Annotated in this window: 25 protein-coding genes; 11 read left to right on the plus strand and 14 right to left on the minus strand. The window is 64.5% G+C overall.

Features of this window, described 5'->3' with window-relative positions:
* Nucleotides 1-49 precede the first annotated feature (49 nt).
* Entirely contained in the window at nt 50-949 is a 900-nt protein-coding gene (locus tag ASE39_RS04595; RefSeq protein WP_057270370.1) for a crotonase/enoyl-CoA hydratase family protein, read from the minus strand.
* 109 nt (nt 950-1,058) lie between these two features.
* Here ASE39_RS04595 and ASE39_RS04600 point away from each other — a divergent pair, with 109 nt between their 5' ends.
* Together ASE39_RS04600 and ASE39_RS04605 are read left to right on the plus strand one after the other, a co-directional pair.
* On the plus strand, nt 1,059-1,682 hold the full coding sequence (locus ASE39_RS04600; RefSeq protein WP_057270371.1) for a TetR/AcrR family transcriptional regulator: 624 nt from the start codon (nt 1,059-1,061) through the stop codon (nt 1,680-1,682).
* Nucleotides 1,683-1,690: 8 nt separating this feature from the next.
* A complete protein-coding gene (locus ASE39_RS04605) occupies nt 1,691-3,322 on the plus strand; it encodes an AMP-binding protein (RefSeq protein ID WP_057270372.1) in 1,632 nt (543 codons plus the stop codon).
* A 63-nt stretch (nt 3,323-3,385) separates the two neighbouring features.
* Here the strand turns inward: ASE39_RS04605 and ASE39_RS04610 are convergent, their stop codons facing one another.
* Nucleotides 3,386-4,024: a dsDNA nuclease domain-containing protein gene (locus ASE39_RS04610; RefSeq protein WP_057270373.1), complete on the minus strand. Its 639-nt coding sequence runs from the start codon at nt 4,022-4,024 to the stop codon at nt 3,386-3,388.
* Between the two features lie 246 nt (nt 4,025-4,270).
* Nucleotides 4,271-5,521 (minus strand): type II toxin-antitoxin system HipA family toxin, encoded by a 1,251-nt coding sequence (locus ASE39_RS04615; protein WP_057270374.1) that lies wholly within the window; start codon nt 5,519-5,521, stop codon nt 4,271-4,273.
* 557 nt (nt 5,522-6,078) lie between these two features.
* On the opposite strand from ASE39_RS04615, the gene ASE39_RS04620 reads away from it, so the two are divergent.
* Together ASE39_RS04620 and ASE39_RS04625 are read left to right on the plus strand one after the other, a co-directional pair.
* Nucleotides 6,079-6,738: a metallophosphoesterase gene (locus tag ASE39_RS04620; RefSeq protein ID WP_057270375.1), complete on the plus strand. Its 660-nt coding sequence runs from the start codon at nt 6,079-6,081 to the stop codon at nt 6,736-6,738.
* Between the two features lie 291 nt (nt 6,739-7,029).
* Nucleotides 7,030-7,830, plus strand: a complete 801-nt coding sequence (locus ASE39_RS04625) for a metallophosphoesterase (protein ID WP_057270376.1) — start codon at nt 7,030-7,032, stop codon at nt 7,828-7,830.
* Nucleotides 7,831-7,979: 149 nt separating this feature from the next.
* Here ASE39_RS04625 and glmS read toward each other — a convergent pair whose 3' ends face one another.
* Complete coding sequence (glmS, locus tag ASE39_RS04630) at nt 7,980-9,914, minus strand: glutamine--fructose-6-phosphate transaminase (isomerizing) (RefSeq protein ID WP_057270377.1); 1,935 nt, start codon at nt 9,912-9,914, stop codon at nt 7,980-7,982.
* A 137-nt stretch (nt 9,915-10,051) separates the two neighbouring features.
* Here glmS and ASE39_RS04635 point away from each other — a divergent pair, with 137 nt between their 5' ends.
* Complete coding sequence (locus tag ASE39_RS04635; RefSeq protein WP_057270378.1) at nt 10,052-10,540, plus strand: Lrp/AsnC family transcriptional regulator; 489 nt, start codon at nt 10,052-10,054, stop codon at nt 10,538-10,540.
* A gap of 218 nt (nt 10,541-10,758) precedes the next feature.
* Entirely contained in the window at nt 10,759-11,811 is a 1,053-nt protein-coding gene (locus ASE39_RS04640) for a diguanylate cyclase (protein WP_010466627.1), read from the plus strand.
* A gap of 21 nt (nt 11,812-11,832) precedes the next feature.
* Here ASE39_RS04640 and ASE39_RS04645 read toward each other — a convergent pair whose 3' ends face one another.
* From ASE39_RS04645 to ASE39_RS04655, 3 genes are all read right to left on the minus strand, one after another.
* Nucleotides 11,833-12,660, minus strand: a complete 828-nt coding sequence (locus ASE39_RS04645; protein ID WP_057270379.1) for an ATP-binding protein — start codon at nt 12,658-12,660, stop codon at nt 11,833-11,835.
* Between the two features lie 126 nt (nt 12,661-12,786).
* The gene (gene glmU / locus ASE39_RS04650; protein ID WP_057270439.1) at nt 12,787-14,205 is read right to left on the minus strand and encodes a bifunctional UDP-N-acetylglucosamine diphosphorylase/glucosamine-1-phosphate N-acetyltransferase GlmU; all 1,419 of its coding nucleotides are present in this window, start codon (nt 14,203-14,205) and stop codon (nt 12,787-12,789) included.
* Nucleotides 14,206-14,370: 165 nt separating this feature from the next.
* Complete coding sequence (locus ASE39_RS04655; protein WP_010466630.1) at nt 14,371-15,126, minus strand: Crp/Fnr family transcriptional regulator; 756 nt, start codon at nt 15,124-15,126, stop codon at nt 14,371-14,373.
* Between the two features lie 125 nt (nt 15,127-15,251).
* Between ASE39_RS04655 and ASE39_RS04660 the strand changes: the two genes are divergently transcribed.
* Nucleotides 15,252-15,650 carry a BLUF domain-containing protein gene (locus tag ASE39_RS04660; RefSeq protein ID WP_010466631.1) on the plus strand — a complete coding sequence of 133 codons (399 nt, stop codon included), beginning with the start codon at nt 15,252-15,254 and terminating at the stop codon, nt 15,648-15,650.
* A 15-nt stretch (nt 15,651-15,665) separates the two neighbouring features.
* Here the strand turns inward: ASE39_RS04660 and fabF are convergent, their stop codons facing one another.
* Nucleotides 15,666-16,940 carry a beta-ketoacyl-ACP synthase II gene (gene fabF / locus ASE39_RS04665; RefSeq protein ID WP_010466632.1) on the minus strand — a complete coding sequence of 425 codons (1,275 nt, stop codon included), beginning with the start codon at nt 16,938-16,940 and terminating at the stop codon, nt 15,666-15,668.
* A 229-nt stretch (nt 16,941-17,169) separates the two neighbouring features.
* Between fabF and ASE39_RS04670 the strand changes: the two genes are divergently transcribed.
* Entirely contained in the window at nt 17,170-17,778 is a 609-nt protein-coding gene (locus tag ASE39_RS04670) for a TetR/AcrR family transcriptional regulator (protein ID WP_057270380.1), read from the plus strand.
* A 162-nt stretch (nt 17,779-17,940) separates the two neighbouring features.
* Here ASE39_RS04670 and ASE39_RS04675 read toward each other — a convergent pair whose 3' ends face one another.
* Together ASE39_RS04675 and ASE39_RS04680 are read right to left on the minus strand one after the other, a co-directional pair.
* The gene (locus tag ASE39_RS04675; RefSeq protein WP_029414354.1) at nt 17,941-18,318 is read right to left on the minus strand and encodes a DUF2917 domain-containing protein; all 378 of its coding nucleotides are present in this window, start codon (nt 18,316-18,318) and stop codon (nt 17,941-17,943) included.
* 105 nt (nt 18,319-18,423) lie between these two features.
* Nucleotides 18,424-18,963 (minus strand): DUF2917 domain-containing protein, encoded by a 540-nt coding sequence (locus ASE39_RS04680; RefSeq protein WP_057270381.1) that lies wholly within the window; start codon nt 18,961-18,963, stop codon nt 18,424-18,426.
* A 131-nt stretch (nt 18,964-19,094) separates the two neighbouring features.
* Here ASE39_RS04680 and ASE39_RS04685 point away from each other — a divergent pair, with 131 nt between their 5' ends.
* Complete coding sequence (locus ASE39_RS04685; RefSeq protein ID WP_057270382.1) at nt 19,095-20,090, plus strand: LysR substrate-binding domain-containing protein; 996 nt, start codon at nt 19,095-19,097, stop codon at nt 20,088-20,090.
* A 97-nt stretch (nt 20,091-20,187) separates the two neighbouring features.
* On the opposite strand, the gene tyrS is transcribed toward ASE39_RS04685, so the two are convergent.
* Nucleotides 20,188-21,420 carry a tyrosine--tRNA ligase gene (gene tyrS / locus ASE39_RS04690; protein WP_057270383.1) on the minus strand — a complete coding sequence of 411 codons (1,233 nt, stop codon included), beginning with the start codon at nt 21,418-21,420 and terminating at the stop codon, nt 20,188-20,190.
* 205 nt (nt 21,421-21,625) lie between these two features.
* On the opposite strand from tyrS, the gene ASE39_RS04695 reads away from it, so the two are divergent.
* Both ASE39_RS04695 and ASE39_RS04700 read left to right on the plus strand, forming a co-directional pair.
* On the plus strand, nt 21,626-22,996 hold the full coding sequence (locus ASE39_RS04695) for a M23 family metallopeptidase (RefSeq protein ID WP_057270384.1): 1,371 nt from the start codon (nt 21,626-21,628) through the stop codon (nt 22,994-22,996).
* Nucleotides 22,997-23,194: 198 nt separating this feature from the next.
* Nucleotides 23,195-24,310 carry an anhydro-N-acetylmuramic acid kinase gene (locus tag ASE39_RS04700; RefSeq protein ID WP_282434119.1) on the plus strand — a complete coding sequence of 372 codons (1,116 nt, stop codon included), beginning with the start codon at nt 23,195-23,197 and terminating at the stop codon, nt 24,308-24,310.
* Nucleotides 24,311-24,348: 38 nt separating this feature from the next.
* Here the strand turns inward: ASE39_RS04700 and mdtD are convergent, their stop codons facing one another.
* The 3 genes from mdtD to ASE39_RS04715 form a co-directional block, all read right to left on the minus strand.
* Complete coding sequence (gene mdtD / locus ASE39_RS04705) at nt 24,349-25,770, minus strand: multidrug transporter subunit MdtD (protein WP_029414356.1); 1,422 nt, start codon at nt 25,768-25,770, stop codon at nt 24,349-24,351.
* Nucleotides 25,771-25,883: 113 nt separating this feature from the next.
* Complete coding sequence (erpA, locus tag ASE39_RS04710) at nt 25,884-26,249, minus strand: iron-sulfur cluster insertion protein ErpA (protein ID WP_008907234.1); 366 nt, start codon at nt 26,247-26,249, stop codon at nt 25,884-25,886.
* Nucleotides 26,250-26,309: 60 nt separating this feature from the next.
* On the minus strand, nt 26,310-26,708 hold the full coding sequence (locus ASE39_RS04715; RefSeq protein ID WP_029414357.1) for a polymer-forming cytoskeletal protein: 399 nt from the start codon (nt 26,706-26,708) through the stop codon (nt 26,310-26,312).
* Nucleotides 26,709-26,716 lie beyond the last annotated feature (8 nt).

Consider the following 26,716-nt stretch of genomic DNA (forward strand, 5'->3'; position numbering starts at 1 on the left):
AAGGGAAGCCAGCCGCGTCGAAAGCGTATCGTCGAGGTAAGGCGTGCAATCACGCCGCCCGCGCGTCAATGTGGCGTATCAGTGTTCTTGCCTCATCTCCCTCGGGGATCGGGCGTCCGCTATCTCGCCATTCGATGGCCGCTTTGAATCCGTGCTCTTGCGCATGGCGGCGGAACCACAGGCCTTCTGGGTTGTGCCGGGTGATGCCATCGAAAAGGGTGGCAATCATCTGGGTCTGCTCGACTCCCATGTTCAGCATCACCTGGTTAACCACCATCTTGTGCATGGCCAGATGCGAACGCGGCACGCCAGCGATCCGGTTGGCCAGCTTCATGGTGGCGGCCTCCAGCTCTTGCGGTGGCACAGCTAGGGTGGCAAGACCCCATTCAGCAGCCTTCCTGCCATCAATGAGATCGCCTGTGAACATCATCTGCTTGGCCCGCATGGGGCCCAGACGAAATGTCCACATGGCCGTGGTCGGGCAGCCCCACACACGCGTTGGCATGTAGCCAATGCGGGCGTCTTCAGCCATCACCAGCAGGTCGCAGCACAAGGCGATGTCGCTGCCCCCCGCTGCCGCGGCGCCATGCACCTTGGCGATGGTGGGTTTGGCGCTCTTCCAAAGCGTCATGAAGTCTTCGGTATTGCGCTTCATGTAGGCGTAATCAACCATGGGGTCCCAAGGCGACTTCTCTTGCTGGCAGGGATGCTCAATATGTTGCTCGGCGTACCCGGCCAGGTCGTAGCCACCACAGAAGCCTTTGCCCGCACCCTCGACGACGATCACATGCACCTCATCGTCTGCGTTGGCCCATTCCACCGCCGCCCGGATCTCCCGGGGCATCTCGTCGCTGATGGCGTTGAGCCGCTCGGGTCGGTTCAGGAGCAGGCGTGCGATGCGGGGATTCTGGGGGTCTTTTTCAATCTGGAGAGTGCTGAACGTAGGCATGGCTGGATCCTTGGTAGGGGAAAACGTGGACTGTTGTCTTGACAGTCAGTGTTGACTGTATGCGCGCCGCGCCGTACAGTCAACACTGACTGTTTAACCATTCCCGTCCATGCAAGTCACTTCGACAAAAACCAAAAACCTGACGAACGATGCCGCCCCGGAGCGTTCCATTCGCGATCGGATCCTTGATGCAGCCGTTCAGTCGTTGATCGAGCAAGGCGCGGCCCGTACCACCACCTTGGAGGTGCAGCGCAAGGCCGAGGTCAGCCGTGGGGCGCTACTTCATCACTTTCCCACCCATGCCGAGCTGCTGTCGGCCACGGTGACCGACCTGGTGCGCCGCAATGAGCAAAGCGTGTTCGAGCTTTTGGACAAGCTGCAGAGTGCGCCGGATGCAGTGGAGCGCGCGATTCGCGCGCTGGCATTGATGATGGCCCAGCCGCCCTTCATGGCCGAACTAGAGCTGTGGACCCTGGCCCGCACGGACGAAGGCCTCAGAGAGGCCCTGCTCAAGGTCGAGCGTGACGCACGAAAAGAGAGCGAGCGCGTCCTGCGTGCGCTGTTTGCGCCGGTGGCGGACAGGCCCGGCCACGATGCCGTAATCGCCATGACCACGGATTTCCTGCGCGGCTTCGTGCTGTCCGGCGTGTTACGCAGGAACCCCGTGCGTCGCCAGCAAATGATCTCCAACTGGGTGCGCGCCACCCAGATCCTTCTTGCACACTGGAAGTAAGCAACAACATGCCGAGACTGCCCGACCCCACCCTTTCTTACTGGCCCGCCGATACGTCCCGACCGCTGCTCGACCTGGCCGCAGGCGATGCGCTGCGACAGGCGGCAGAACGCCATCCTGACCGATGCGCCCTGGTCGAAGTGGTGCCAAAGGGCTTTGCGACCTTGACCGGAGCCACGCGCACGGACAGGCGCTGGACGTACGCAGAGTTGCTCGCGCAGGCCGAGCGGTGCGCCCACTGGATGCTGGGCCGCTTTGCACCTGGCGACCACATTTGCCTGTGGGCCCCTAACGTGCCCGAATGGGTCATCCTGCAGTACGGCGCTGCCTTGGCGGGCATGGTGCTGGTCACGGCCAATCCCGCACTACGGGCCGAAGAGTTGCGCTACGTGCTCAAGCAGTCACGGTCCGTTGCACTGATCCATGTCGATGCTTTTCGGGGCACGGACATGGCTTCCGTTGCCGAGCAGATGCTTGAGGAGGTAAAGGAGGTGTTCAGCCTGAGCCGATGGAGCGAGGTGCAAGCCAGTCGACCAACGAGCGCACTTCCAGTCGTGGCGTCACGTGCACCGGCGCAACTGCAGTACACGTCCGGCACGACTGGGCAGCCCAAGGGGGCTTTGCTGCACCACATGGGGCTACTCACCAACGCCAGCTATGTCACCGCACGGCTGGAGCTGAGCGATGGCGTGCTGGTCAGCCCCATGCCACTTTTCCACACCGCTGGCTCGGTGATGAGCGTGCTGGGCAGCATGGTCAGCGGTGCCACGCTGGTACTGCCCCAGTTCTTTGACACGGATGCGGTGCTAGCGGCCATCGAGCACGAGAAGGCAACCGTTCTCTATGGCGTTCCGACCATGCTCATTGCCATGGTCGAGCATCCCAAGCGGGTGCAATACGATCTATCGAGCCTGCGCTGTGCGAACTCCGGTGGCGCCCCTGTGCCCCCAGAACTGCTGCGTCGGGTGCAGGCCGGCCTCGGCTGCGATCTGCTGTCGGTTTATGGCCAGACCGAAGCCAGTCCAATCATTTGCCAGACTGCGCCGCACGATGCACCGGCGGACAAGGCGGAAACGGCCGGTCAGCCCTTGTGGCAGGTGGAGGTAAGGATTGCGGACCCGGTGAGCGGCGCGATCATGCCCGTCGGCACGGATGGGGAGGTGCAAGCAAGGGGCTACCAGACGATGCTCGGCTACTACGAAATGCCCGAGGCCACGGCCCAGGCGTTCACTGCGGATGGTTGGCTGCGCACCGGAGACTTGGGGGTGATGGATGACCGGGGTTATGTGCGGATCACTGGGCGGCTCAAGGACATGATCATCCGGGGTGGCGAGAACATCTACCCCGTGGAAATCGAGGCGCGTCTGCTGGAGCACCCTGAGGTCGTTGATGTGGCGGTGTTCGGTATGCCAGACCCCCACTGGGGCGAGGTCGTCTGCGCCGCACTGCGTTTTCGCACGCCCCAGTCCATACCCACGGCGGTTGAGTTGCGGGACTTTTGCAGGCAATCGCTTGCGCCTCAGAAGGCACCTGCGAGGTACTTTGTGAGCAACCTGTTTCCGCTCACAGGGTCGGGAAAGGTGCAAAAGTTTCGACTGATCCAGCAGGCACGTGAAGGTGCCATACCTCCACTTCAATAGGATCTGCAGTCAATAGGCACGGTAGGCTTGAGCAAATACTGCGCTTCAGGAGAAGGCTCGGGCTCAAGTCTTGCTGCAAAACAGACGGTTGAATGACTGAATGCGTTTGCCCGTACCAGTGAGGTCACTGGCAGCTACACAGCCTTCACAAAGGCGTAGAGGACTCGTCTTCTGACTTTTCTCTCCTGCATTTTGGTCCGGCACATACGGCGGCGCGTTAGACAGGAACTCGTATCCCTCGATGGCTTCGCCATACCTGCCCTCGAGGTCGAAGAAGCGAGAAATTGATTTGATCAGTTCAGCTTCACCGAGTTTCCATTTGATGTTCTCGCGAGAATCGGTCTTGACTTGGACAGCAACAAACTTCCCCGAGGCTAGCTCTATCAGATAGTCCTCATGGTGCTCACACCACAACGCATGCATGTCTCGAATGCCGACGAAGCCTTGGGCTAACAGCAGCACTCCAGCTGCCCATTGGTAGCGCAGGCGCTCCTGCATTTCATCGCCGCGATCTATTGGTGCAGTCGCACGCCCATTGACTTGATCCGGCACTCCCAGTGGGATTCCCTGATTGCTGCGCCGCATTACCCCTCCCTGAGCTTTCATGGCGTTAGATCGAATGTCTTCAGCGACTTCCTTTGGCTGGCGGAGGGTCTTGCCTGTTCTCTTGTCCAGCTTCTCTTCTTGGCGCTTAGCAAGCATCCTACCCTAGCACCTTCGCTGAGCGGAAACCGTTGGGTCAATGCAAAACGATCATCAGACTGGGTGATCTTTGAATGACTGGTTTCGGCGCAAGCAGTCATTGAATAGCTAAGACTCGACGGCCGCTTTCAGCCTGTAGTTGACTCCTAACTGTCCTGCATGCCTCTCCGCATCAAAGCAATCCTCCGGGATGCCTGGCCGGCCAATGGGCGCGGACATTGAAGCACCGAATCCCACCTCGCTCCATCACCGCGCCTTCTTCCACACCCCCATCGATATCCGCTGGGCACGCGGCGGCAGAACGAACGCCGGCGGCGCGATCGCCTCAGCACCGGCCTCCTGAGCCAGGCGATCCCAACTGTCGTGAATCATCTGGTACGCATGGTCGAGAAAGTCATCGGCCATCCCATAGTCCAGGCCAAACTGTTTGGCAGCCAGCAGCAAGTTGTCCGCCGTCGCTCCCGCCTCGCCATTGCGCAACACCCCCATGGACAACGACTTCACATCCAGCACCTTGCCGCCATGGGGCGTATAGGGCGCAATGTCATAGGCTGGCGACAGCCTCCAACCCTTACCGGTTCGCAAGAAGCCATGGTTGCGCGGGTGATCATCACCATTGCCCACCAGGACGTTGAACGCCATCCGGCGCCACAACTCTGGAAAGTGCCCCTGCACGCCCCAGCGTCCCGCCTGAAGGGCGAGCGCCAGGTAAGTGCGACCCAGTGCATCTCGGATGGCTGCGGCAGCCCCCAAGATCGTTGCGGCGCTGGCAAAGTGATGCCTCAGGCAGTGACCACTCTCATCCACCAGCCGATCAAACCGCCGAATCAGGACCGCAGCACGCCCGCTCTGCTGGACCCACTCGACTTCAGCAGCGTCAATGCCCACCAGGCTGGCCAGCTTCATGCACAGGTATTCCCGCAACGGTGATGTCGGATCGTCCTGCGGCCCGGGAAACTTGGCGATCCACCACTGGCCTTTGTGCAGGACCGTGAACTTGGGTCGCTCACCCCCCAGGCCAGTGGAGAGCAGATCCCGCAGACGGGCTGCCATCGGCGCATGGGCCTGAACAATATCCAGATCTCTCATCACGTCAAACATGTCTTGTGAAAGTGTCGGACGGAACGCGGACTTGGCCGCGATGTCATCACACACCTGTACCGCACCGACGGCATCACCGGCGCAGAACTCCAGGGCCTCCAGATCGCTGAGACTGTCCGAATCCCTGCGCTTCTGGAGCCAGTCCATGCCAAACCCCTCCGGCCTCGCATCCCGGAAGACATCGAACAGCCCTTGGTAGTCCGTCGCCTTGGCCACACCCTTGAAGCGCAGGAGTTGACGTTGATCCAGAGAGATCCGATGGTTGTTCTCGACGTACCCGGGATCGTATCCAAAGGTTCCCACGGGGCTGCCCGCAGTGCCGCCAAGCGTGAATGTCCCGGCCCGCGTGGGCTCGGCCTCGCCAGGCAACCAGACCCACACGGGTTTGCTGCTCATGCCAGGCAGCCCGTCGCGCGCAGGCGCAATGCAATGGGCGGTGTGCGGAGCTGGAAGGCGCGTTTCATGCGCGTTTCTCTATGGGAGTTGGCATGGAGGTGTGCCCACTATGACACTGAAGCCACCTGGCGCTCAACAAGAAATCGCAGGCCTCTGGCATCGGAGCACAGGAACGGCTGGGCAGCGTGGAAAGCCGCTCAGCGGGATTGAGTTTGCACCGTGGTATCACTGCAAACCAAATCACCGATTACCTTCTCCATTCCCCGCAAACCCAGTGTTGACAAGGTTTTCGCGCTCCTGGATGATGAGCTGCATGTCCCGCCACACCGCCTCCATATCCACGGTCTCCATAGTCGTACGCACGACCGTCGAGCGGTGCCTGGTACCCGGTTGAAGACCTAGTTCTCCGATTCCACCAGCCCGCAGTTCATCACCGCGGAGCCTGGCACCCCACCCTCAGGCCACCCCCACCGGGCTCCGCAACCAGGAGCCCACCATGCCTTTCAGATTCCCATCGTTATCCCCGCATCCTGTTCCCAGCAGTTGGCGAGGGCAGCATGGACTTTGACAACGCTCTGGATCTCTTCGAGCGCACCCTTGCCACAGAGAGGAGCCGACCCGACGTGCACACTGCCATGCTTGCGTTGGCGCTGCCCGACACCATCGGCACAGCAAGCACACAGATCCAGCAGGCCCGGGCCCGTGGTGAGCGGGTCTGGATGACGGCGGACCTGCATCTGTGCCACGCCAATGTGATCCGGTACTGCAACCGGCCCTTCGCCAATGTCACCCAGATGAACAAGCACCTGGTCTCCCAGACCCAGAAGATCGGGGATGGCGAGTGGCTGGTGATCGTGGGCGACGTGGCCATGGGAGAGCACCAGCTGGCCATGGAATGGATCCGGCGCATTCCGGGCCGCAAGGTACTGGTGCTGGGCAACCACGATCTCACGCGGAGCGGGGAATGCCGGTACCTGGCAGAGCGAGCCCTGGACGGTCAGCGTCCGCTGTTTGATGCGGTGTTGCCCTTCCTGGCGTCGAAGGACGAGCTCGGTCAGAGCGTCTTTGTGAGCCACTACCCAGCGACTGTCGATCACAGCTTCGGCCGGCTCCTGAACTACCACGGGCATCTGCACCGCGAGGTGCTTGAGCCCACAGAAACCACCCACTTCGTGAACGTGGGCTGGGACGTCACACAAGGACTGGTATGCCTCTGAACCCACAAACCGTCAAAAGACGATCCGAGCCCTCTGGACGGGCCTGCATCGATAGCCGCTACCGCTTTCCGTTGCCACCGGAGATGGGGTGGAAGGTGGGGAGCCGCGTGTATTTTTCGCTGAAGGGTCCTGGCAAGGGACTCATGGTCAGCGCCAAACCAGGGCCGCTATTGAACGGACGGTTGATCTCAAGTCGGATTCAGCGAGTCAGCTTTACGCCGTCTGCCAAGGTGCGCAAGAAGCCCCGCCGGAGTCGACCATGAATCCGCACAACTCTCCGATGGAGCCTCCATGAAACTGCTCGTTTACTCTGACCTGCATCTGGATCTGTACCCCCTGAAGCTGCAGCTGGACCCCGACTTCCTCAAGACCATCGATGTGGTGGTGCTGGCCGGCGACATCACCGAAGGCACCAAGGGCCTGCACTGGGCACGCGAGACCTTCCCGGACAAGGTCATCGTCTATGTGGACGGCAACCACGAGTTCTATGGGCAGAACTGGGACAAGCACGTTGATGTCATGCGCGAGTTGGCGCGGCAACGCGAGATCCACTACCTCGAGAACGATGCTGTCGTGATTGGCGGAGTGCGCTTCCTGGGCTGCGCGCTGTGGACGGACTTTGCGCTGCACGGGATCGACAGCAAGCTGGAAGCAATGAGCACTGCGCGCCAGCGCATGAACGACTACAAGCGGATCAAGATTTCTCCGCAGCCAGAGATGTACTGGCAGCGCAAGCACCGATTGTTTCCGGCGATGGCAGCGCGTCGACACCAAGAGAGCAGGCAATGGCTGGAGGAACAGCTAAGTCAGTGTGATCCACAGAACACGGTGGTGGTCACCCACCACGCGCCGCATCTGCGGTCGATTCCCGAGGACTTTGCCGGGCACCCGTTGTCACCCTGCTATGCGAGCGATCTGGACGCGTTGATGGGACGGGCCAGCACCTGGATCCATGGGCATATCCATGACAGCGTGGACTACCGGGTGCGGGGGACTCGGATCGTTTCCAATCCCCGGGGATACAAGCTCGGGGGTGGAGGGATGGAGAACCTGGAGTTCAGGGAGGATTTCCATGTCGATGTGAACCCATAGCGCCTCCTCCACTCCGAGTGTCCTGCACTGTGATTGCCTGAAAGTCTTGGGTAGGTTGATTTCACAATGCAGGAAATGACCGACAGACTTTATTTGCATCCGACGAACTTTATTTCTTGTAATCAATCAAAGCCAGCGCCCCCAGCGCGTCACTCCACAGTGACACTTTTTGCCAAATTTCTGGGCTTATCCACATCCGTCCCCCGCGCACACGCCGTGTGATACGCCAGCAACTGCAGCGGCACGACATGCAGCAGCGGGCTCAGCGGGCCATAGTGCTCGGGCATGCGGATGACGTGAATGCCTTCGCCGCTTTCGATGCGGGTGTCGGCGTCGGCCAGCACGTAGAGCACACCGGCGCGCGCGCGCACTTCCTGCATGTTGCTCTTGAGTTTTTCCAGCAGCGCATCGTTGGGCGCCACCGTGACCACGGGCATGGCGCTGGTGACCAGGGCCAGGGGCCCGTGCTTGAGTTCACCCGCCGGGTAGGCCTCGGCGTGGATGTAGCTGATTTCCTTGAGCTTCAAGGCACCTTCCAGGGCAATGGGGTAGTGCAGGCCCCGGCCCAGGAACAGGGCGTTTTCCATGCGGGCGAAGTCTTCGGCCCAGCTGATGAGCTGGGGCTCCAGCGCCAGCACCGCCTGCAGCGCCACGGGCAGGTGGCGCATGGTTTTGAGGTGGGCAGCTTCTTGCTCCTCGCTCAGCCGACCTTTGGATTGGGCCAGCGCCAGCGTCAGCAGGAACAAGCCTGCCAGCTGGGTGGTGAAGGCCTTGGTGCTGGCCACGCCAATCTCCACACCCGCGCGGGTGATGTAGGCCAGCTTGCACTCCCGCACCATGGCGCTGGTGGCCACGTTGCAGATGGTGAGCGTGTGCGACATGCCCAGGCTTTGCGCGTGGCGCAGCGCCGCCAGCGTGTCGGCCGTCTCGCCCGACTGGCTGATGGTGACGACCAACGTGCGCGGGTTGGGCACGCTGGTGCGGTAGCGGTATTCGCTGGCCACCTCCACCTGGGTGGGGATGCCGGCGATTTCTTCGAGCCAGTATTTGGCGGTGCACCCGCTGTAGTAGCTGGTGCCGCAGGCCAGGATGAGGACGCTGTCGATCTCCTTGAACACGCGCCAGGCGGCGGCGCCGGGCTCGCCGTGTTGGCCCGCGCCGTCGAACAGCTCAGGCACGATGCCTTCCACGCCTTCGAGGGTGTCGGCAATGGCGCGCGGCTGCTCGAAGATTTCCTTTTGCATGTAGTGGCGGTAGGGGCCCAGCTCGGCCGCGCCGCTGTGGGCCAGCACGGTGCGCACGGGGCGTTGGGCGGGCGTGAGTGCGGCGCCGTCCTTGCCCACGATCCAGTAGCGGCCCAGTTGCAGGTCTGCCAGGTCGCCCTCTTCCAGGTAGACGATCTGGTCCGTCACGCCGGCCAGTGCCATGGCGTCGCTGGCCAAGAAGTGCTCAGGAGATTGCGAGGCCCCTCCGGCAGCGTCTTTGCCAACCCCCAGGATGAGCGGCGAACCGGCGCGCGCCCCCACCACGCGGTGGGGTTCGTCCTTGTGCATCACCGCGATGGCGTAGGCGCCGTGCAGCTCGGCCACGGCGGCCTGCACGGCATCGAACAGGTCGCCGGTGTAGTGGCTGTCCACCAGGTGGGCGACGACTTCGGTGTCGGTCTGGCTCGCAAACACATAGCCGCGTGCCTGCAGTGCCTTGCGCAGTTCTTCGTGGTTTTCAATGATGCCGTTGTGGACCAGGGCCACGCGGCCAGCGCTCTGGGCGTTGGCGTCAGCGCCCGTGCCGTGGCTGAAATGCGGATGGGCGTTGTGCACGGCAGGCGCGCCATGGGTGGCCCAGCGGGTGTGGGCAATGCCGGTGGCGCCGTCGATGCGTTCCGTGGTCACCTGGTCCAGCAGTTCGGCCACACGCGCCGTGCTGCGGGCGCGCTGCAGGCCCGCCGGGCGTGCAGCATCGAGGCTGGAGGCGTGCACGGCCACGCCGCACGAGTCATACCCCCGGTATTCAAGCCGCTGCAGGCCCTGGACGAGGATGGGAACGATGTTGCGCGTGGAGACCGCGCCGACGATGCCGCACATGGTGTTTGCCTTGGTTTGAAAGCGATGGGCGATGTTAGGCAGCCCAGTAAGAAATTGTTGATTGATATTTATTAATTTTTGAACTTTAATTTCACAAATCATTCATTGTGAAATTTTCTTTCAAATCACAAAAATTTATGGAATCCATATCGCTCGACAGCACGGACCTGCAGCTGCTCAACCTCCTGCAAACCGATGCCGCACAAAGCAACCAGGCGCTGGCCGAGCAGGTGCATGTCTCGCCACCCACCTGCCTGCGCCGCGTCAAGCGCCTGCACGATGTCGGTCTGATCGAGCGCCAGGTGGCCATCCTGCAGCCCGACCGGCTGGCGGCTGTTCAAGGCCACGGGCTGGCATGCATCGTCGAGGTGTCGCTCGACCGCCAGGGCGCCGAGCAGCTCGAAGCATTCGAAGCCCGCGCCGTGGCCGACGACGCCGTGCAGCAGTGCTGGCGCGTGTCGCCCGGGCCCGACTTTGTGCTGGTGGTGCACACCCGGGACATGCCGGGCTACCTGGCGCTGTCGCAGCGCCTGTTCACAAACGATGCCAACGTGCGCAATGTGAAGGCTTTTTTCGCTACGCGCCGGGCAAAATTCGATACAAAAGTGCCTCTAGCGCTTGATTAGAAAGCGTTGCATGCTATTAATTTTGAAAACCCCAACGGCAACCACACTGCAGCGAATCCATGGCGATACCGTGCCGCCGCTGCCCGTGCAGTTGCCCTCTGCGGTGCCTGGTCATTTCGTGCTGGTATCGCTCCTGGGGGAGATGTAAGCTCCCCAGCCACCACCACCCCTCGTGCCCAGCCCATCGGGGGGCGCTGCGGGCCGCCCCCATTCCGCCCATGCCCACACCCCGCCGCCAGATGCCCCGACGTATCTATCCCCTGCGCATTCTGGGCATGGGGCTGGGCGGCATGGTGGTGGGCGTGGTGCTGTGGGAGCGCCATGCCAGCGTCACCGCCTGGCTGACCATGGCGCTGCCCGCATTCGTCTGGCCGCATGTGGCCTATCTGGTGACGCGCCACAGCAAAGACCCTTACCGGGCCGAGACCCGCAACCTGCTCATCGACTCTGCCCTGGCCGCCAGTTTTGTGCCGCTGATGCACTTCAACCTGTTGCCCAGCGTGCTGCTGCTGACACTGACCATGGTGGACAAGATCACCACCGGCATCCGCGGGCTGTGGGCGCGCGCGCTGCCCGCCATGCTGGCCGGAGGGCTGGTGGGCGCGGCGCTCTCAGGCCTGCACTGGGCGCCTGAAACCTCCATGCGCGTCATGATCGCCTGCCTGCCGGTGATGGCACTGCACACGCTGTCGGTCAGCCTGGTCAGCTACCAGCTCATCCGCCAGTCAGCGCGGCAGAACCAGCTGCTGGACGAGTTGCGACGTGTGGATGCACTCACCGGTCTGTTCGGGCGCGGTCACTGGCAAGAGCAGGCCGAGGCCGCGCTGCGCCGCCACCACACCAGCAACGAACCGGCCTGCATGCTGATGCTGGACATCGACCATTTCAAGGAGATCAACGACGCCCACGGCCATACCGTGGGTGACGAAGTGATCCGTGCACTGGCCCATGTGGTGCGCGGCAACGTGCGCGCGGGCGACTGCGCGGGGCGCTACGGTGGTGATGAATTTGCCATCGTGCTGCCCGGCATGCAGGCCAAGGACGCGCTGGCCATTGCCCACCGCATCCGCGAGCAGACCGAGAGCGTCCGCCTGCGCAGCCTGCCCGGCGTGCGCGTCACCAGCAGCATTGGCGTGGCCCCCGCCGACCACCGCCACAGCAGCCTGCGCGCCTGGATCGACGCGGCCGACGCCGCGCTGTATGCCGCCAAGAACGGCGGGCGCAACCGCGTGGCAGGGTGCATGGAGCCGGACCTGGTGCCAGCGGTGTAGCGGGCGGCCGCCGGTTCAGCGTCAGGGGTTGGTGGCCCCGGGGTCAGCCTCCGTCGCAGCACACTCCACGGGCCATTGCACACGCACCGTGCAGCCCCCACCCGGCATTGCCGTAGCGCTGAGGTGTGCGCCATGGCGTTGCGCCACCGCACGGCACAGCGCCAGACCCGTGCCCACGCCGTCAAACTCAGTCTCGCGGTGCAGGCGCTGGAACACACCGAACAAGGTGCCCGCACGCGCCGGGTCAAACCCCACGCCGTTGTCTCGCACCGTAAAGGCCAGTTGGCCCCGTGGCGCCACATCGGCCTGCACGGTGATGCAGGGCTGCGCCACGGGGCGCGTGAACTTCAAGGCATTGCCCAGCAGCTGCACCAGCAGCTCCTGCAGCAGCGCGGGGTCGGCCTGCAGGATGGGAAGGTCGGGGGCCACATGCCACTCCACCACGCGCCCGGCCCCTGCAGCGGCCAGCGCGGCGCGCGCCTGGGCGACGGCATCTGCCAGCGGCACAGGCTGCTGGCGCAGCGGCGCGCGGCTGGCGTGCACCAAGGCTTGCAGGCCGTCGATCATGAGCCCCATGCGCCGGGCCGACTGGTCCATGGTGGCCAGAAAGCCCAGCGCCTCCTGCACCTCGGCGCCTTGCAGCACCTCGGATGGCAGGTCACCCAGCACCTCGCGCACCAGCTTTCCGTACGAGGTCACATGCCGCAGCGGCGCGCGCAGGTCGTGCGATACCGCGCGCAAGAACTCCTCCTGCGCACCGGCCATTTCGGCCACCTGCTGCTGGCTGCTGGCCAGCGCGGCGCGCAATTGCTGCAAGGTGTGTTGGGTGTCTTCGTCGTTCATGGACATGTATTCACCCTCATGAAAACTGACGCGGCCGCTGCGAGTGCACCCGTGGAACTGGCTTTGCCAGGCCACGGGGTGCGTCCCCTCCCGAAGGAGAGGGGGAAGGCGCGCAGCGGCTCAGGGGGTGTTTCACTTCTTTGGCCGGACCCAGTTGGCGATGCTGACCTGCTTGCCCCGCGACACACTGAGCGCCCCTGGCGCCGTGCTCTTGGTGATGGTGCTGCCCCCACCCACCGTGCCGCCCGCACCAATGGTCACCGGCGCCACCAGCACGCAGTTGCTGCCCACGTGCACGTCGGCCTCGATCACGGTGCGGTGCTTGTTCGCGCCATCGTAGTTGGCGGTGATGCTGCCCGCACCGTAGTTCACGCGCTCGCCCACGGTGGCGTCACCCAGGTAAGCCAGGTGGTTGGCCTTGGCGCCGTCGGCCAGGGTGCTGTTTTTCACTTCCACAAAATTGCCGATGTGCACCTCGCGGCCCAGTTGTGCACCGGGGCGCAGGCGGGCAAAGGGGCCGATCAGCGCGCCCTCGCCCACGGTGGCGCCAGCCTTCTCGCCGTCGATGTGGGTGAACGGATGGATCACGGCGCCCGCCGCGATGCGTGCGTTGGCAATGCAGCAGTTCGCGCCAATGCTCACGCCCTCGCCCAGCTCCACGCGGCCGGCGAAGACGCAGTTCACGTCGATCTCCACATCCTGCCCACACACCAGTTCGCCGCGCACACCGGTGCGGGTGTCATCGCGCACATCGAACCGCGCCGGGTCGGCCAGTCGCACGCCCTGCTCCATCAAGGCCCGGGCCTCGCGCAGCTGGTGCGCGCGCTCCAGCTCGGCCAGTTGCAGCGGGCTGTTCACGCCCGCCACCTGCAGCGCATCGGTGATGCGGTGCGCCACCACGGGCACGCCATCGGCCACGGCCATGGCGACGATGTCGGTCAGGTAGTACTCGCCCTGGGCGTTGTCATTGGTCAGCCGCGCCAGCCAGCCGCGCAGCAGCTTCGCGGGCACGGCCATGATGCCGCTGTAGACCTCGGTGATGGCGCGCTGGGCGTTGGTGGCGTCCTTGTGTTCGACGATGCCTTGCACGGCATCGTATGCATTGCGCACGATGCGGCCATAACCCGTGGGGTCGGGCAGGGTCACGGTCAGCAGGGCCAGCTTGCCGCCTTCGCTGGCCGCCACCAGGGCACGCAGGGTGTCGGCCTGGGTCAGCGGTACATCGCCCGACAACACGACCACCGTGCCGTCATCGCGCAGGTGGGGCACGGCCTGCTGGACGGCGTGGCCAGTGCCCAGCTGGGGCTCCTGGCGCACGAACTTGAGGTCAAAATGGCCTCCAGCGCTTGCTGCACCTGCGGTAGCAGCTTCTACTTCTGTAGCACCATGGCCGGTGATGACGATGGCGCTGCGCGCCTGCAAATGCGCCGCCTGGTCCAGCACATGCTGCAGCAGCGGGCGCCCGGCCAGGCGCTGCAGCACCTTGGGGAGGCGGCTTTTCATGCGCGTGCCCTTGCCGGCCGCCATGATGAGGATGTCGAGTGAGGTCATGAAAAAGGAGGTGGGGTTGCGCAGCAAAAGCCCGGCGTGCGGGCATGGCGTGGATTATCGGCTGCGGCCAACACAGCGCAATATGCTATTCAAACCATAGCTTCTTACGCTTACCACACAAGCGCCAGAGGCCAATTTGATCAAATTTCTGCCGCAGCAGTACCTCTACAACAGCGGCATCAGCCGGGGCGGCGTGTCGTAGTACTCGGCGATGCGCGCCAGCGCGCGGGTGTTGAGCAGGCGCAGCCGCCCGTTTTTCAGCTCATGCAGGCCCAGCAGCGACAGGCGCCGCAGCGTCTTGTTGGTGTGCACCAGCGACAGCCCCAGTGCATCGGCAATGTGCTGCTGGTTCAGCGGAAACGCCACCGCGCCGTCCTCCACCAGCCCGATGCGGTCGAGCCGCCGGTACAGGTGCATGAGCAGCATGGCCACGCGTTCGGTGGCGTTGCGGCGGCCGGTGGTCAGCAGGTTGTCGTCCACATGGCCTTCTTCGTGGGCCGACAGCCAGGTGATGTCGTAGCCCAGGCGCGGGTGCTCGCGAAACAGCGCCCACAGGCTGTCGTTCTGGAACACACACAGCGAACAATCGGTCAGCGCCTCGATGCCGTGGGTGGAGACATCGCCAAACTCCTGCTGCAGGCCCACGAGGTCGCCAGGCAGCAAAAAATTGAGGATCTGGCGGCGCCCGTCGCTCATGGTCTTGTAGCGAAAGGCCCAGCCCGAGTACAGCGTGAACAGCTTGGCGTTGGTCTGGTTCTCGCGCACCAGCGCGCCGCCGGCCTCCACGGCCAGGCTGTCCGTGCGAAAGCCTTCAATGAAATCCAGCACCTCGGGCTTCACGGCCGTGAACGCGCCGGTCTTTCGCAGCCGGCAGTCGTGGCAGGTCGGGGGACAGGCGTTGGCAGGCAGGGTGACATTCATGGTGGCGCAATTCTCATCGATTCACACTGGGCGACAGCACCACGACGCGCGGGGTGGTGCAGCAGTTACACCTATGTCTTTTGACATTGTGCAACCGCCGCGCGCCCCCTACATTGACCTCACTTATGAACGTATCCCCCGTCCTCTACGAGGTTCTCTATGTGAGCACCCTCGCCCCCGATCAACCCTTGAGCGTGGTGGCCGAGATTGCAGGGCGCGCGCGCCATGTCAACGCGGAGCTGGACGTGACGGGGTTGCTGATTTTTGACGGCCAGCGCTTTTGCCAGCAGCTCGAAGGCCCGCAGAAGGCGGTGCTCAAACTCATCGAACGCATCCGCAACGACCCCCGCCACGTCAACGTCGAGGTGCTGCACCACGGCCCGCTCGCGGGGCGGCGTTTCCACCAGTTCAGCCTCGCGTTCAGCACGGTGGAAGACGTGGACGCGCTGGCGCGCATGGAGCATCTGGACGGGGACGCAGCGCTCGCGGCCTTTGAAGCCGTGCGCGGCGAACTGGTGCTCTGAACAGGCCCCTGCCCGTCACGCGGCTTCGGGCCAGCGCCGCAGGATCAGGGTCGCGTTCACGCCCCCAAAACCAAACCCGTTGAGCATGGCATGCGTGAGCGCCATCGGCCTGGGCCGCAGCGCCACCATGTCCAGCCCCTCGGCCAGCGGATCGGGCGTGTGCAGGTTCAGCGTGCCCGGCACCACCTGGTCGCGCAGCGCCAGCGCCGTGAAGATGGCCGCCACCGCACCCGCCGCCCCCAGGAGATGGCCGGTGGCCGACTTGGTGGAACTGATGGCCACCTGCGCCCCCGTGCCAAACACACGGCGGATGGCGGCCAGCTCACCACGGTCACCCACACCGGTGGACGTGGCGTGTGCGTTCAGGTGCTGCACATCCTGGGCTGTGAGGCCTGCCTGCGCCAGCGCGGCCAGCATGCTGCGCGCTGCGCCATCGCCATCTTCGGGGCCGGAGGTGATGTGGTACGCGTCGGCCGACGTGCCATAGCCCACCAGCTCGGCCAGTGGCTGTGCGCCGCGCGCGAGGGCGTGGTCCAGCGCCTCAATCACCAGCATGCCTGCGCCCTCGCCCATCACAAAACCGTCGCGCTGCGCATCAAACGGCCGCGAGGCCTGCTCGGGGGTGTCGTTGAACGCCGTGCCCAGGGCCTTGGCCGCTGCAAAACCGCCCAGGCTCACGCGGTCAATGGCCGCCTCGCTGCCACCGCACAGGGCCACATCGGCCTCGCCGCTGCGGATCAGGCGCGCGGCATCGCCAATCGCCTGGACGCTGGCGGCGCACGCGGTGACCGGCGCGCCCAGCGGCCCCTTGAGACCATGGCGGATCGACACCTGCCCTGCCGCCAGATTGACCAGGAACGACGGCACCGTGAACGGCGACAAGCGCTGCGGGCCACGCGTGTCGGTGGTGCGCACGGCCTCGGCAATCGCGCCAAAGCCACCAATGCCCGAGGCGATCACCGTGGCCGTGCGCTCGCGCGCCCGCTCATCGGCAGGCGGCCAGCCGGCCTGCGCCAGCGCCTGCTGCGCCGCGCCCAGCGCAAAGGGGATGAAGCGGTCCATCTTGCGCTGGTCCTTGGACGAGACGATGGCATCCACGTCCCAACCCCCCTCCGCGTCGTCCGCGACGCTGGGCACCTGCCCCGCCACCTTGGCGGCAATGCCGTCCGTGACCGCCTCCGGCAGGCGCGACAGGCCCGAGCGCCCTGCCAGCAGGCGCTGCCAGACCAGTTCCACACCGCAGCCCAGCGGCGACACCAGGCCCATGCCCGTGACCACAACGCGCCGCATCAGGCCACCGCCTTATCGCAGCACACACCACTCCACACCTCGGCACCACAGCCGCCAGGGATAATTTTTTTCATGCATTCACCTCGTCAGACAGATTGGGCGCAGCACCAAGAACCGGTTCCAAGGCACTGCAGCGACGCACGGAAACGATCCGCGCCTTTATGATTGCAGCCGTCATCATAAAGGCATCACCACTTTTTGCGTACGCTCGCAATCAATAAGAGGCAGCATGAAGGTTTCCAAAGCACAGGCCGCAGAGAACCGGCAGGGCATCCTCGACGCGGCCTCCCGCCTGTACCGCGAGCGGGGGCTGACCGGCGTGGGCGTGGCCGACATCACGCGCGACGCGGGGCTCACCCATGGCGGGCTGTACCGGCATTTCGCCTCCAAGGACGCGCTGGTGCAGGAGGCCTGTGCGCGGGCGTTCGACTGGTCCATCGCCCCGCTGGACGGAGCCACCCCGAACACCACCATCGGCGAGCGCATAAAGAGCTACCTCTCGCCCCAGCACCGCGACTCGCCGGGCACAGGTTGCCCGGCCGCCGCGCTGGCGGTGGATGCCGCCCGGGCCGGCAGCGAGCTGTCAGAAGTGTTTGCCCAGGGCATCGAGCGCAACATCGGGCGTTTTGCGCAGTTGCTGACAGACAGCAGCGCCCCTATGCCGCCAGAAGACCGAGCGCGCGCCATGCAAGTCCTGGCCACCATGGTCGGCGGGCTGGTGCTGGCCCGCGCCACTGCGGCGGCGCGGCCGGCGTTGTCCGATGAAATACTGACGACGCTGCAGGCCCAGTTGATCGGGCTGTTGGGCGAAGCGCCGCGCCAAGGCCTCGAAGGTTGAGCCGCTTGAGGCGCTGGCGCTGCACATGTCGCATGTACAAACGCTATCAAAAAAAGAGCTGCTAGCGCTTGATGATCAAGCGCTAGCAGCTCTTTGAAGCTCTATTGCACACCAGAACCGAGGCGAGGTCAGCCCCCCCTTTCCCGGATCAGGCCAGCGCCCTCAGGCGCAGCAGGCGTCGCCCCACGCGGGAGCCCCGTTGCCAACGGACGCACGGCGCCACCACGATGCAGGGCGGGCACTGGCAGCCTCGCCGCGCACCCAGCGGTACTGCAGGCGGCGGCCATTCAGGGGCTCGACCACCACCGATTGGCCTGCGGCCACGGGCAGCGACTGCCCGGCGCAAAGGAACACGTCGCTGCTGTCGCCCAGGCCCTTGCCCAGCGTGACCCAGGCTTGGCCTTCGGCTATGCGCAAGGTCATCGCAGCCTTGGGGGCCAGGCTGACAGCGGCGCCAGCGGCCACCGTGCCAGTGCCACCCGCTGCCGCACCCACAGCGCGGGAAGATGAAAACAGATGAAGAGCGTGAGAGGTTGTCATGGCTTTCTCCGGGTTAACCCTAGTAATACCGTATGGTGCGCGGCTTGCAGAACAACGTCCAATGAAAAGCACGGCACCTATTGATGCTTTTCCTGCATATGCGTTTCAAGCTGGCTTGCGCTGTAGCGGTGCTGCTATCCGATGCAGAGCAAACCGGGCCAGACCTGCGGCAAAACGCCCGCCCGCGCCCGCCACATCCGCCAGCGCTGCACCCAGGGCACGCCCGCCTTGGCCCAGTGCATGCACCAGGTCGCGCAGCGGCTGCACCACACCACATTCCCAGTCGCGGGCAGCCAGGCTGGCGGACTGCGCCGTGGCGGGCGCCACCACGCTGTCCCAACGGAACGCCACGGCATCGGCGTGCCCCGAGGGGTTCCAGGCTTCCATCACCACATGCTGGCCCGGTGCGATGACCAACCGGTCACCCGCCCGCAGCACGTGGTCTGCCGCCGCACCCGGAAAATCCGCCAGAGGCCCGCTCAGGGTGAGCCAGACCTGCCCCTGCGCAATCTGCAACACACCATGGGTATGCGGGTGCAGCGACAAAGCCTTGCCTGTGGTCAGTTTCCAGCAACCGGCCGCAGGACGGCCAGCCAGGCTGGCTTGCACGGATTGTTGCGATTCCAGAACGTTGCGGGGGGACATGACAGGCTCCTTGGCTTCAGTAAAAGGTGTTTCGGAGACTGGATAGTGCGCTTCGCCATGCACACAGTCCAATGAAAACGCGGTACGCTATTCATTCCGACAACGCATGAATCGCCTCCAGGACACCTGCCATGGCCTCTGCCGAATACTCCCCCGCCGTTCTGCGCACCCGCCCCGTGGCCACCGGCCACTGGCGCGCCTTTCTGGCGGTGGCGCGCCATCTGAACTTCCGCGCCGCTGCCGATGAGCTGGCGCTCACCCAGTCAGCCGTCAGCCGCCAGATCCAGGCCTTGGAAGAAGAAGTGGGCGTGGCGCTGTTCCTGCGCCACACGCGGGCGGTGGAGCTGACCAGCGCGGGCGCGCAGCTGCAGCGCGCCGTGGCCCCGGCGCTCGAGCGCATGGACGCCGCCGTGCGCCTGGTGCGCCAGACGGCCGGGCGCCGCAGCGTGGCCATCACCACCTGGGCCAGCTTTGCATCGATGTGGCTGATCCCGCGCATGGAGGAGTTCCAGCGCGACAACCCGGGCATCGACATCCGCATTGATGCGAGCGACGTGCCGGTGGACCTGGAAACCTCGGACGTGGACCTGGCCCTGCGCTACAGCATGCCGGGCGCGGGCACCCTGGGGGGGCAGCGCCTGTTTGGCGAGCAGCTGGCCGTGGTGGCCAGCCCCTGGCTGCTCAAGAGTGGCAAGCCCCTGCGCACGCCGGCCGACGTCACCCAGTTCACGTTGATCGAGGCGGGCGACGCGCACCGCAGCCAACACCTGGAGTGGCTGAGCTGGCGCCGCTGGTTTGATGCGCGGGACCTGGCCAAGCTGCAGCCCGAGCGCTGGCTGTATTTCAACTACGCCCACCAGATCGTGCAGGCTGCCCTCGCCGGCCAGGGCCTGGCGCTGGCGCGCATGCCGCTGATTGCCGATGCCCTGGCGGCTGGCGATTTGGTGGAGGTGCTGCCCGGCCACCGCATCGACTCGCCACTGGCCTACTGGCTCATGGTGGGGCCCCGCAGCGCGCAGCGGCCGGAGATCAAGGCGTTTTGCGCCTGGCTGCAGCTGCAGGCCCAGGCCACACGCGAGGCGATCGGGGATGTGCCCGACCCGGACTTGAACGACAACCTGGACTGACCATAAAAAAGCGCTGAGCCCGGCTGGGTCAGCGCTTTTATTTTGATAGCTACTCGCGCTTATTCATCAAGCGCTAGCAGCCCATTTGACCTAAAAATCAGGACAAAGTCACCCGTGCAAACTTGCGCTTGCCGACCTGCACGACGTAGGTGGCGGCGGCCAGCTTGAGGCCCTTGTCGCTGACAACACTGCCATCCACCCGCACACCGCCGCCGTCGATCAGGCGGTTGGCCTCGCTGCCGGACGGGGCCAGGTTGGCCTGCTTGAGCAAGGCACCGATGCCCAGCGGCGCACCCGACAGGGACACTTCGGGAATCTCATCGGGCACACCGCCCTTGCTGCGGTTCATGAAATCCTGCTCGGCCGCATCGGCCGCCGCGGCGCTGTGGAAACGCGCGGTGATTTCCTTGGCCAGCATCACCTTCGCGTCCTTGGGGTTGCGGCCACCTGCGATCTCAGCCTTGAGCGCTGCGATCTCGGCCAGACTCTTGAACGACAGCAGCGTGTACCAGTCCCACATCAGCGTGTCGCTGATCGACAGCACCTTGGCGAACATGGTGTTGGGCTCTTCGGCAATGCCGATGTAGTTGTTCTTGGACTTGGACATCTTGTCCACGCCGTCCAGGCCCACCAGCAGCGGCATGGTGAGCACGCACTGCGGCTCCTGGCCGTATTCCTGCTGCAGATGGCGGCCCATGAGCAGGTTGAACTTCTGGTCCGTGCCCCCCAGCTCGAGGTCGCTTTTCAGGGCCACCGAGTCATAACCCTGCATCAGCGGGTACAAAAATTCGTGCACCGCAATGGACTGGCCGGTGGTGAAGCGCTTGTGGAAATCGTCGCGCTCCATCATGCGCGCCACGGTGTACCGGGAGGCCAGCTGGATCATGCCGCTCGCACCCAGGGGCTCGCTCCACTCGCTGTTGTAGCGGATCTCGGTGCGCGCGGGGTCCAGCACCATGCTGGCCTGCTTGTAATAGGTCTCGGCGTTCACCTTGATCTGCTCGGGCGTGAGCGGCGGGCGCGTGCTGTTGCGGCCCGACGGGTCGCCGATCAGGCTGGTGAAGTCCCCGATCAAGAAAATCACCTGGTGGCCCAGATCTTGCAATTGCCGCATCTTGTTCAGCACCACCGTGTGGCCGATGTGGATGTCGGGTGCCGTGGGGTCCAGCCCCAGTTTGATGCGCAGTGGCTGGCCCGTGGCCTCCGAGCGCGCCAGCTTCTTGACCCATTCGTCCTGCGGCAGCAGCTCTTGCACGCCGCGCAGCGAGATTTCGAGGGCCTGTCTTACACCATCAGAGACCGGGGTTGTTGTAACAGCAGATTGATTCATAAGGGTTTTTTGGGATGTCTAGACAGCATGCACCGCTATACTTCAGCCCACATTGCTTGAGGCGGATTCTAGTGGGCCCGCCGTTTCGACCTGTTTTTCACCATTCTGTCGAATGGCTGCAGCCTGACAGTCTGTGCTCCTGGCCTCGCCCCGTCTTCGCACCGGGGGAGTTTCAGGAAATCACGTTCACCCTGGGGATAGACCATTGATTCACGGCCTCACTACGGTCCGCACCGCCAGCACCGCTTTGCTTGACCGACTGTCCCGCACGCTCCAACAACATCCCAAACGCATTACCGCCGCCGTTACAGCCATCCTGCTGACGGGTGGCGGCGGCGCATTCGCCGTGGCGTCCTTTGCACCCGACCCGGCCGAACTGCCGGTGCGCATGGTGAGCTATCCCGTCGAGTCGCTGGCGGAGAACCTCGTACTGGGCGAGCTTGACGCTCCTGGCTTCTCGCTGTTCCGCTCCGAGCAGGTGCGCAGCAGCGACACCCCCGAATCCCTGCTACAGCGCATGGGCGTGGCCGACCCGGCTGCCGCCGCCTTCATGCGCGGTGACACTCCTGTGCGACAAAACGTGCTCGGCCGCACCGGCCGTGTCGTTTCGGCCGAGACCACCGACGACCACCGCCTAGTCCGCATGACCGTGCGCTGGGTGCCGGACGACAGCGGCAACTTCCGCCGCCTCATCGTGGAACGCAAGGGCGACAACAAATTCACCTCGCGCATCGAGACCGCCAAGATGACGGCCAGCAGCCGGCTGTCGGGCGGCGTCATCAACAGCTCGCTGTTTGCCGCAACCGATGCGTCCAACATCCCCGACGGCGTCGCGGTGCAGATGGCCGAACTGTTCTCGGGCAACATCGACTTTCGCCGCTCGCTGCGCAAGGGCGACCGCTTCTCGGTGGTGTACGAAACCCTGGAAGCCGACGGAGAACCCCTCTCGAGCGGCCGCGTGCTGAGCGCCGAGTTCGTCAACAACGGCAAGACCCACCAAGCCATCTGGTTCCAGGAGCCCAATGCCGCCAAGGGCGCCTACTACACGCTGGACGGCGAGAGCATGCGCCGCGCCTACCTCACCTCACCGGTCGAGTTCTCGCGGGTGACCAGTGGCTTCAAGATGCGCCTGCACCCCATCCTGCAAACCTGGCGCGCCCACTTGGGCACCGACTTCGCAGCCCCCACCGGCACCGCAGTGCGCACCGTGGGCGATGGCGTGGTGGAGTTTGCGGGCGTGCAGAACGGCTTTGGCAATGTGGTCTTCGTGAAGCACCGCAACCAGCACGTCACCGTCTATGCCCACCTGAGCCGCATCGATGTGCGCCAGGGGCAGTCGGTGGAACAAGGCCAGACCCTGGGCGCCGTGGGCGCCACGGGCTGGGCCACCGGCCCGCACCTGCATTTCGAGTTCCGCGTGAACGGGGTGCACCAGGACCCGCAGACCATCGTGGCCCAGAGCGAGGCAGCCACCCCGGTGTCGGCGGCTTCGCGCCCTGTATTTGATCGCCTTGCGGCCAACATGCGCATCCAGTTGTCTGCCGCCGCACTGATCGAGCAGGCCAGCGCAGATTGATGTGAAGCCCCCCCTGAGTCGCTTCGCGCCTTCCCCCCACGGGGGGACGCCGCCAGCGCACGCAAGCGAAGCGCCGCATACGCGGCGGGGCGGCCCTTGCGCGGCGGCCGCTGACCTTCGCTGCGCCCGTTGCAAAGGCCTTGGCGCCTCTGGACGCGGGGCATTCCAGTCCACGCCTTCACAGTCCACACGGCTCCTGTGAGCGCATCCGAGTTGTACATCGGCCTGATGTCGGGCACCTCGCTCGATGGGATCGACGGGGTGCTGGCCGATTTTTCCGGCCCGCACTGCGTCGTCACCCACCATGCCAGCGCGCCCTTCGCGCCCGAGTTGCGGGCCGAACTGATGGCCCTCAACACCTCTGGCACCGACGAACTGCACCGCGCCGCGCTGGCGGGCAACGCCCTGTCACAGGCCTACGCGCAGATGGTGCAGACGCTGCTCGAACAAAGCGGCCTGCCTGCCACGTCCATCCGCGCCATCGGCGCCCACGGACAGACGGTGCGCCACCGTCCCCAGGAATTCGATGGCACAGGCTACACGCTACAACTGGGCAGCCCCGCCCTGCTCGCGGAACGCACGGGCATCACCGTGGTCGCTGATTTCCGCAGCCGCGATGTGGCTGCGGGCGGGCAAGGTGCGCCCCTGGTACCTGCGTTCCACCAGGGCGTGTTCGGCCGTGCGGACGAGACCGTGCTCGTGCTCAACATCGGCGGCATCTCCAACCTCAGCGTGCTGGGCGCCGACGGCAATGCGCTGGGGTTTGACTGCGGCCCTGGCAACGCACTGATGGATGACTGGTGCCAGCGTCACACAGGCCATGCCTTTGACGCGGGGGGCGCCTGGGCGGCCAGCGGCCGGGTGCTGCCGACCTTGCTGGCCTCGCTGTTGGATGAACCCTTCTTGCGCAAACCGCCCCCCAAGAGCACGGGCCGCGATCTGTTCAACCCCCAGTGGCTCGCACACCACCTTCAGGCATTTGGAGATGCAAACCCGGTCGACGTGCAAGCAACCTTGACAGAATACACCGCTAGCGCTTGCTCCATAAGCATTAATAGCTACAAACAAGATAGCAAAATTGTGGCAGTGTGTGGAGGCGGCGCGCTCAACACGTACTTGATGGCCCGCCTGCAGGCCACCTGCCCCAGCGTGCAGGTTGCCGCCACCGATGCACTGGGCCTACCCGCCTTGCAGGTGGAAGCTGCAGCCTTTGCCTGGCTGGCCCGGCAGACGCTGCACGGATTGCCAGGCAATCTCGCCAGCGTCACAGGCGCAGCAGGCGCCCGGGTGCTGGGCGCGGTCTACCCGGCCTGATCGGAGCGGGGGCTGGTGGCTGCGCCCTCGAACCGCAATCAACCATGGTCCGTCGCATCCGCCGTGGCGGCCACCTGGCTTCTGGCGCGGTCTTGCGGTGGCAGTTGCCAGAAGATGCCCGCCGAAGCCACGGTGATGAGCCCCATGCAGGCAAACGTGGCCTGAAATGCCATCAGGGTCTGGTGGACGGCGGCAGCGTGAAAGAAGTCGGTGAACGCCACCAGCACCGCCCCGGCGGCGGCCACCCCCATGCCCATGGCCACCATCTGCACCATCGACAGCAGGCTGTTGCCGCTGCTGGCCATGGTGTGCTCCAGATCCTTCAGGGTCACGGTGTTCATGGCGGTGAACTGCAGCGAGTTCACGGCGCCAAACACTGCCAGTTGCACGATGTGCACCCACAGCGGCTGCGTGGGAGTGGCCAGGCCAAAGCTGGCCATCACCAGCCCCACAAGCAGTGTGTTGCCGACCAACACCTGCCGATAGCCAAAGCGGGTGATCAGCGGCGTGGTGAACCGCTTCATCGACATCCCGGCCACGGCCACGGGCAGCATCATCATGCCGGCGTGCAAGGGCGAATAGCCCATGGTGACCTGCAGCAGCAACGGCACCAGAAACGGCATGCAGGAACTGCCCAGCCGCGAGAACAGATTGCCCAGCAAGCCGATGCGCAGGGTATCGACGGAAAACAGCCGGGGCGAAAACAAGGGGTCCGGCCGCCGCGCCGCGTGCAACCAGTACGCCACCAGGCTGGCCAGGCCAAAAATCATCAGAACCAGCACACCGGCCTGGCGCAAACCCAGGCTCGCCAGCCCGTCCAGCGCCAGAGACAGGGCGACCATCCCGAAAGCCAGCATCAGATAGCCCGCCAAGTCGAAGCGTGGCATCACGCTGGCGGGCTCGCCAGGCATATAGCGCCACGTGGCAATGCACCCTACCAGCCCCACCGGCACATTGATGAGAAATATCCAGTGCCAGGATGCGACCTCCACCAGCCAGCCGCCCAGCGTGGGGCCAATCAGTGGCCCGATCAGGCCCGGGATGGCCACGAAGCTCATGGCTTGCAAGAACCTTTCGCGCGGGAAAGTGCGCAAGACCACCAGCCGCCCCACCGGCAGCAGCAACGCCCCTCCGAGTCCCTGCACCACGCGCGCAGCCACCAGCTGGCTGAGGTTCTGCGCCAGGGCGCAGCACACCGATCCCGCCACAAAAAGCACGATCGCCGCCAGATACACGCGGCGTGCGCCGAAACGGTCCGCCACCCATCCCGAGGCAGGGATCAACATGGCCATGGCCAGGGAATAGGCCACCACCACCGATTGCATACGCAAGGGGCTCTCCCCCAGGCTTCGGGCCATGGCAGGCAGCGCGGTATTGACGATGGTGGCGTCCAGCGTCTGCATGAAGAAACCGATGGCCACCAACCACAAGAGCACCGTCAAGGATCTGTCTTGCTGCATCAGTGCTGTTCAGAAAAATCGGGACGGAGTGTCCCCATGAAAAAAGCCGCCCGGTTGGGCGGCTGATCTTATTTGCTCCAGGCCGCAGACACGACCTGGAACCCCCATGAATCTCAGGCAGAGAAACTGGAGCCACACCCGCACGTGGTGGTGGCGTTGGGGTTCTTGATGACGAACTGGGCGCCCTGCAGGTCTTCCTTGTAATCGATCTCGGCGCCCACCAGGTACTGGTAGCTCATGGCGTCGATCAGCAGCGACACGCCATTCTTGGTCATGGTGGTGTCGTCTTCGTTGGTGATCTCGTCGAAGGTGAAGCCGTACTGGAAGCCGGAGCAGCCGCCACCCTGCACGAAAACGCGCAGCTTCAGGTCGGGGTTGCCCTCTTCGGCAATCAGGTCCGCCACCTTGGCCGCCGCACTGTCCGTGAACAGGATGGGGGCAGGCATTTCGGTCTGGATGTTTTCGGCAACAGCGCTCATGGGGTACTCCGGGTTCAATGTTTGCGGTGAATAGTACTGCAGACCGCTCGGGAATTCAGATCACTGGCCGTTTGACGCTAACTTCAGTGGGGGCTTTTCCTCCACCAGCACGGCCACCGGGCACATCTGCCCGGCAATCACGGCACCCTGGTGCATCTCCAGCGCCTTGTAATGCACATTGCCGGTGATCTTGGCCTTGGGCTGCAGTTCGAGCAGTTCTGCGGCATGCACGGGCCCGATCACCTGGCCATTGATGATCACGTGGTCGGCATGCACCGCACCTTCCACGCGCGCCGTTTCGGAAATCACCAGGATGCTGGGCTGCTCGGAGCCCGCGCGGATGTCCCCCACCACCTCGCCATCGATGCGCATGCCTTCTGCGAAGTGCACATCCCCCTCAATCCGGGTGCCCTGCGCGACCAGGCTTTTGATCGGCGGCTGTTTTTTGCGGGAAAACATGGGTGAAA

Origin of the sequence: Acidovorax sp. Root267, from assembly GCF_001429215.1 — a bacterium.
Classification (GTDB): Bacteria; Pseudomonadota; Gammaproteobacteria; order Burkholderiales; family Burkholderiaceae_C; genus Acidovorax; species Acidovorax radicis.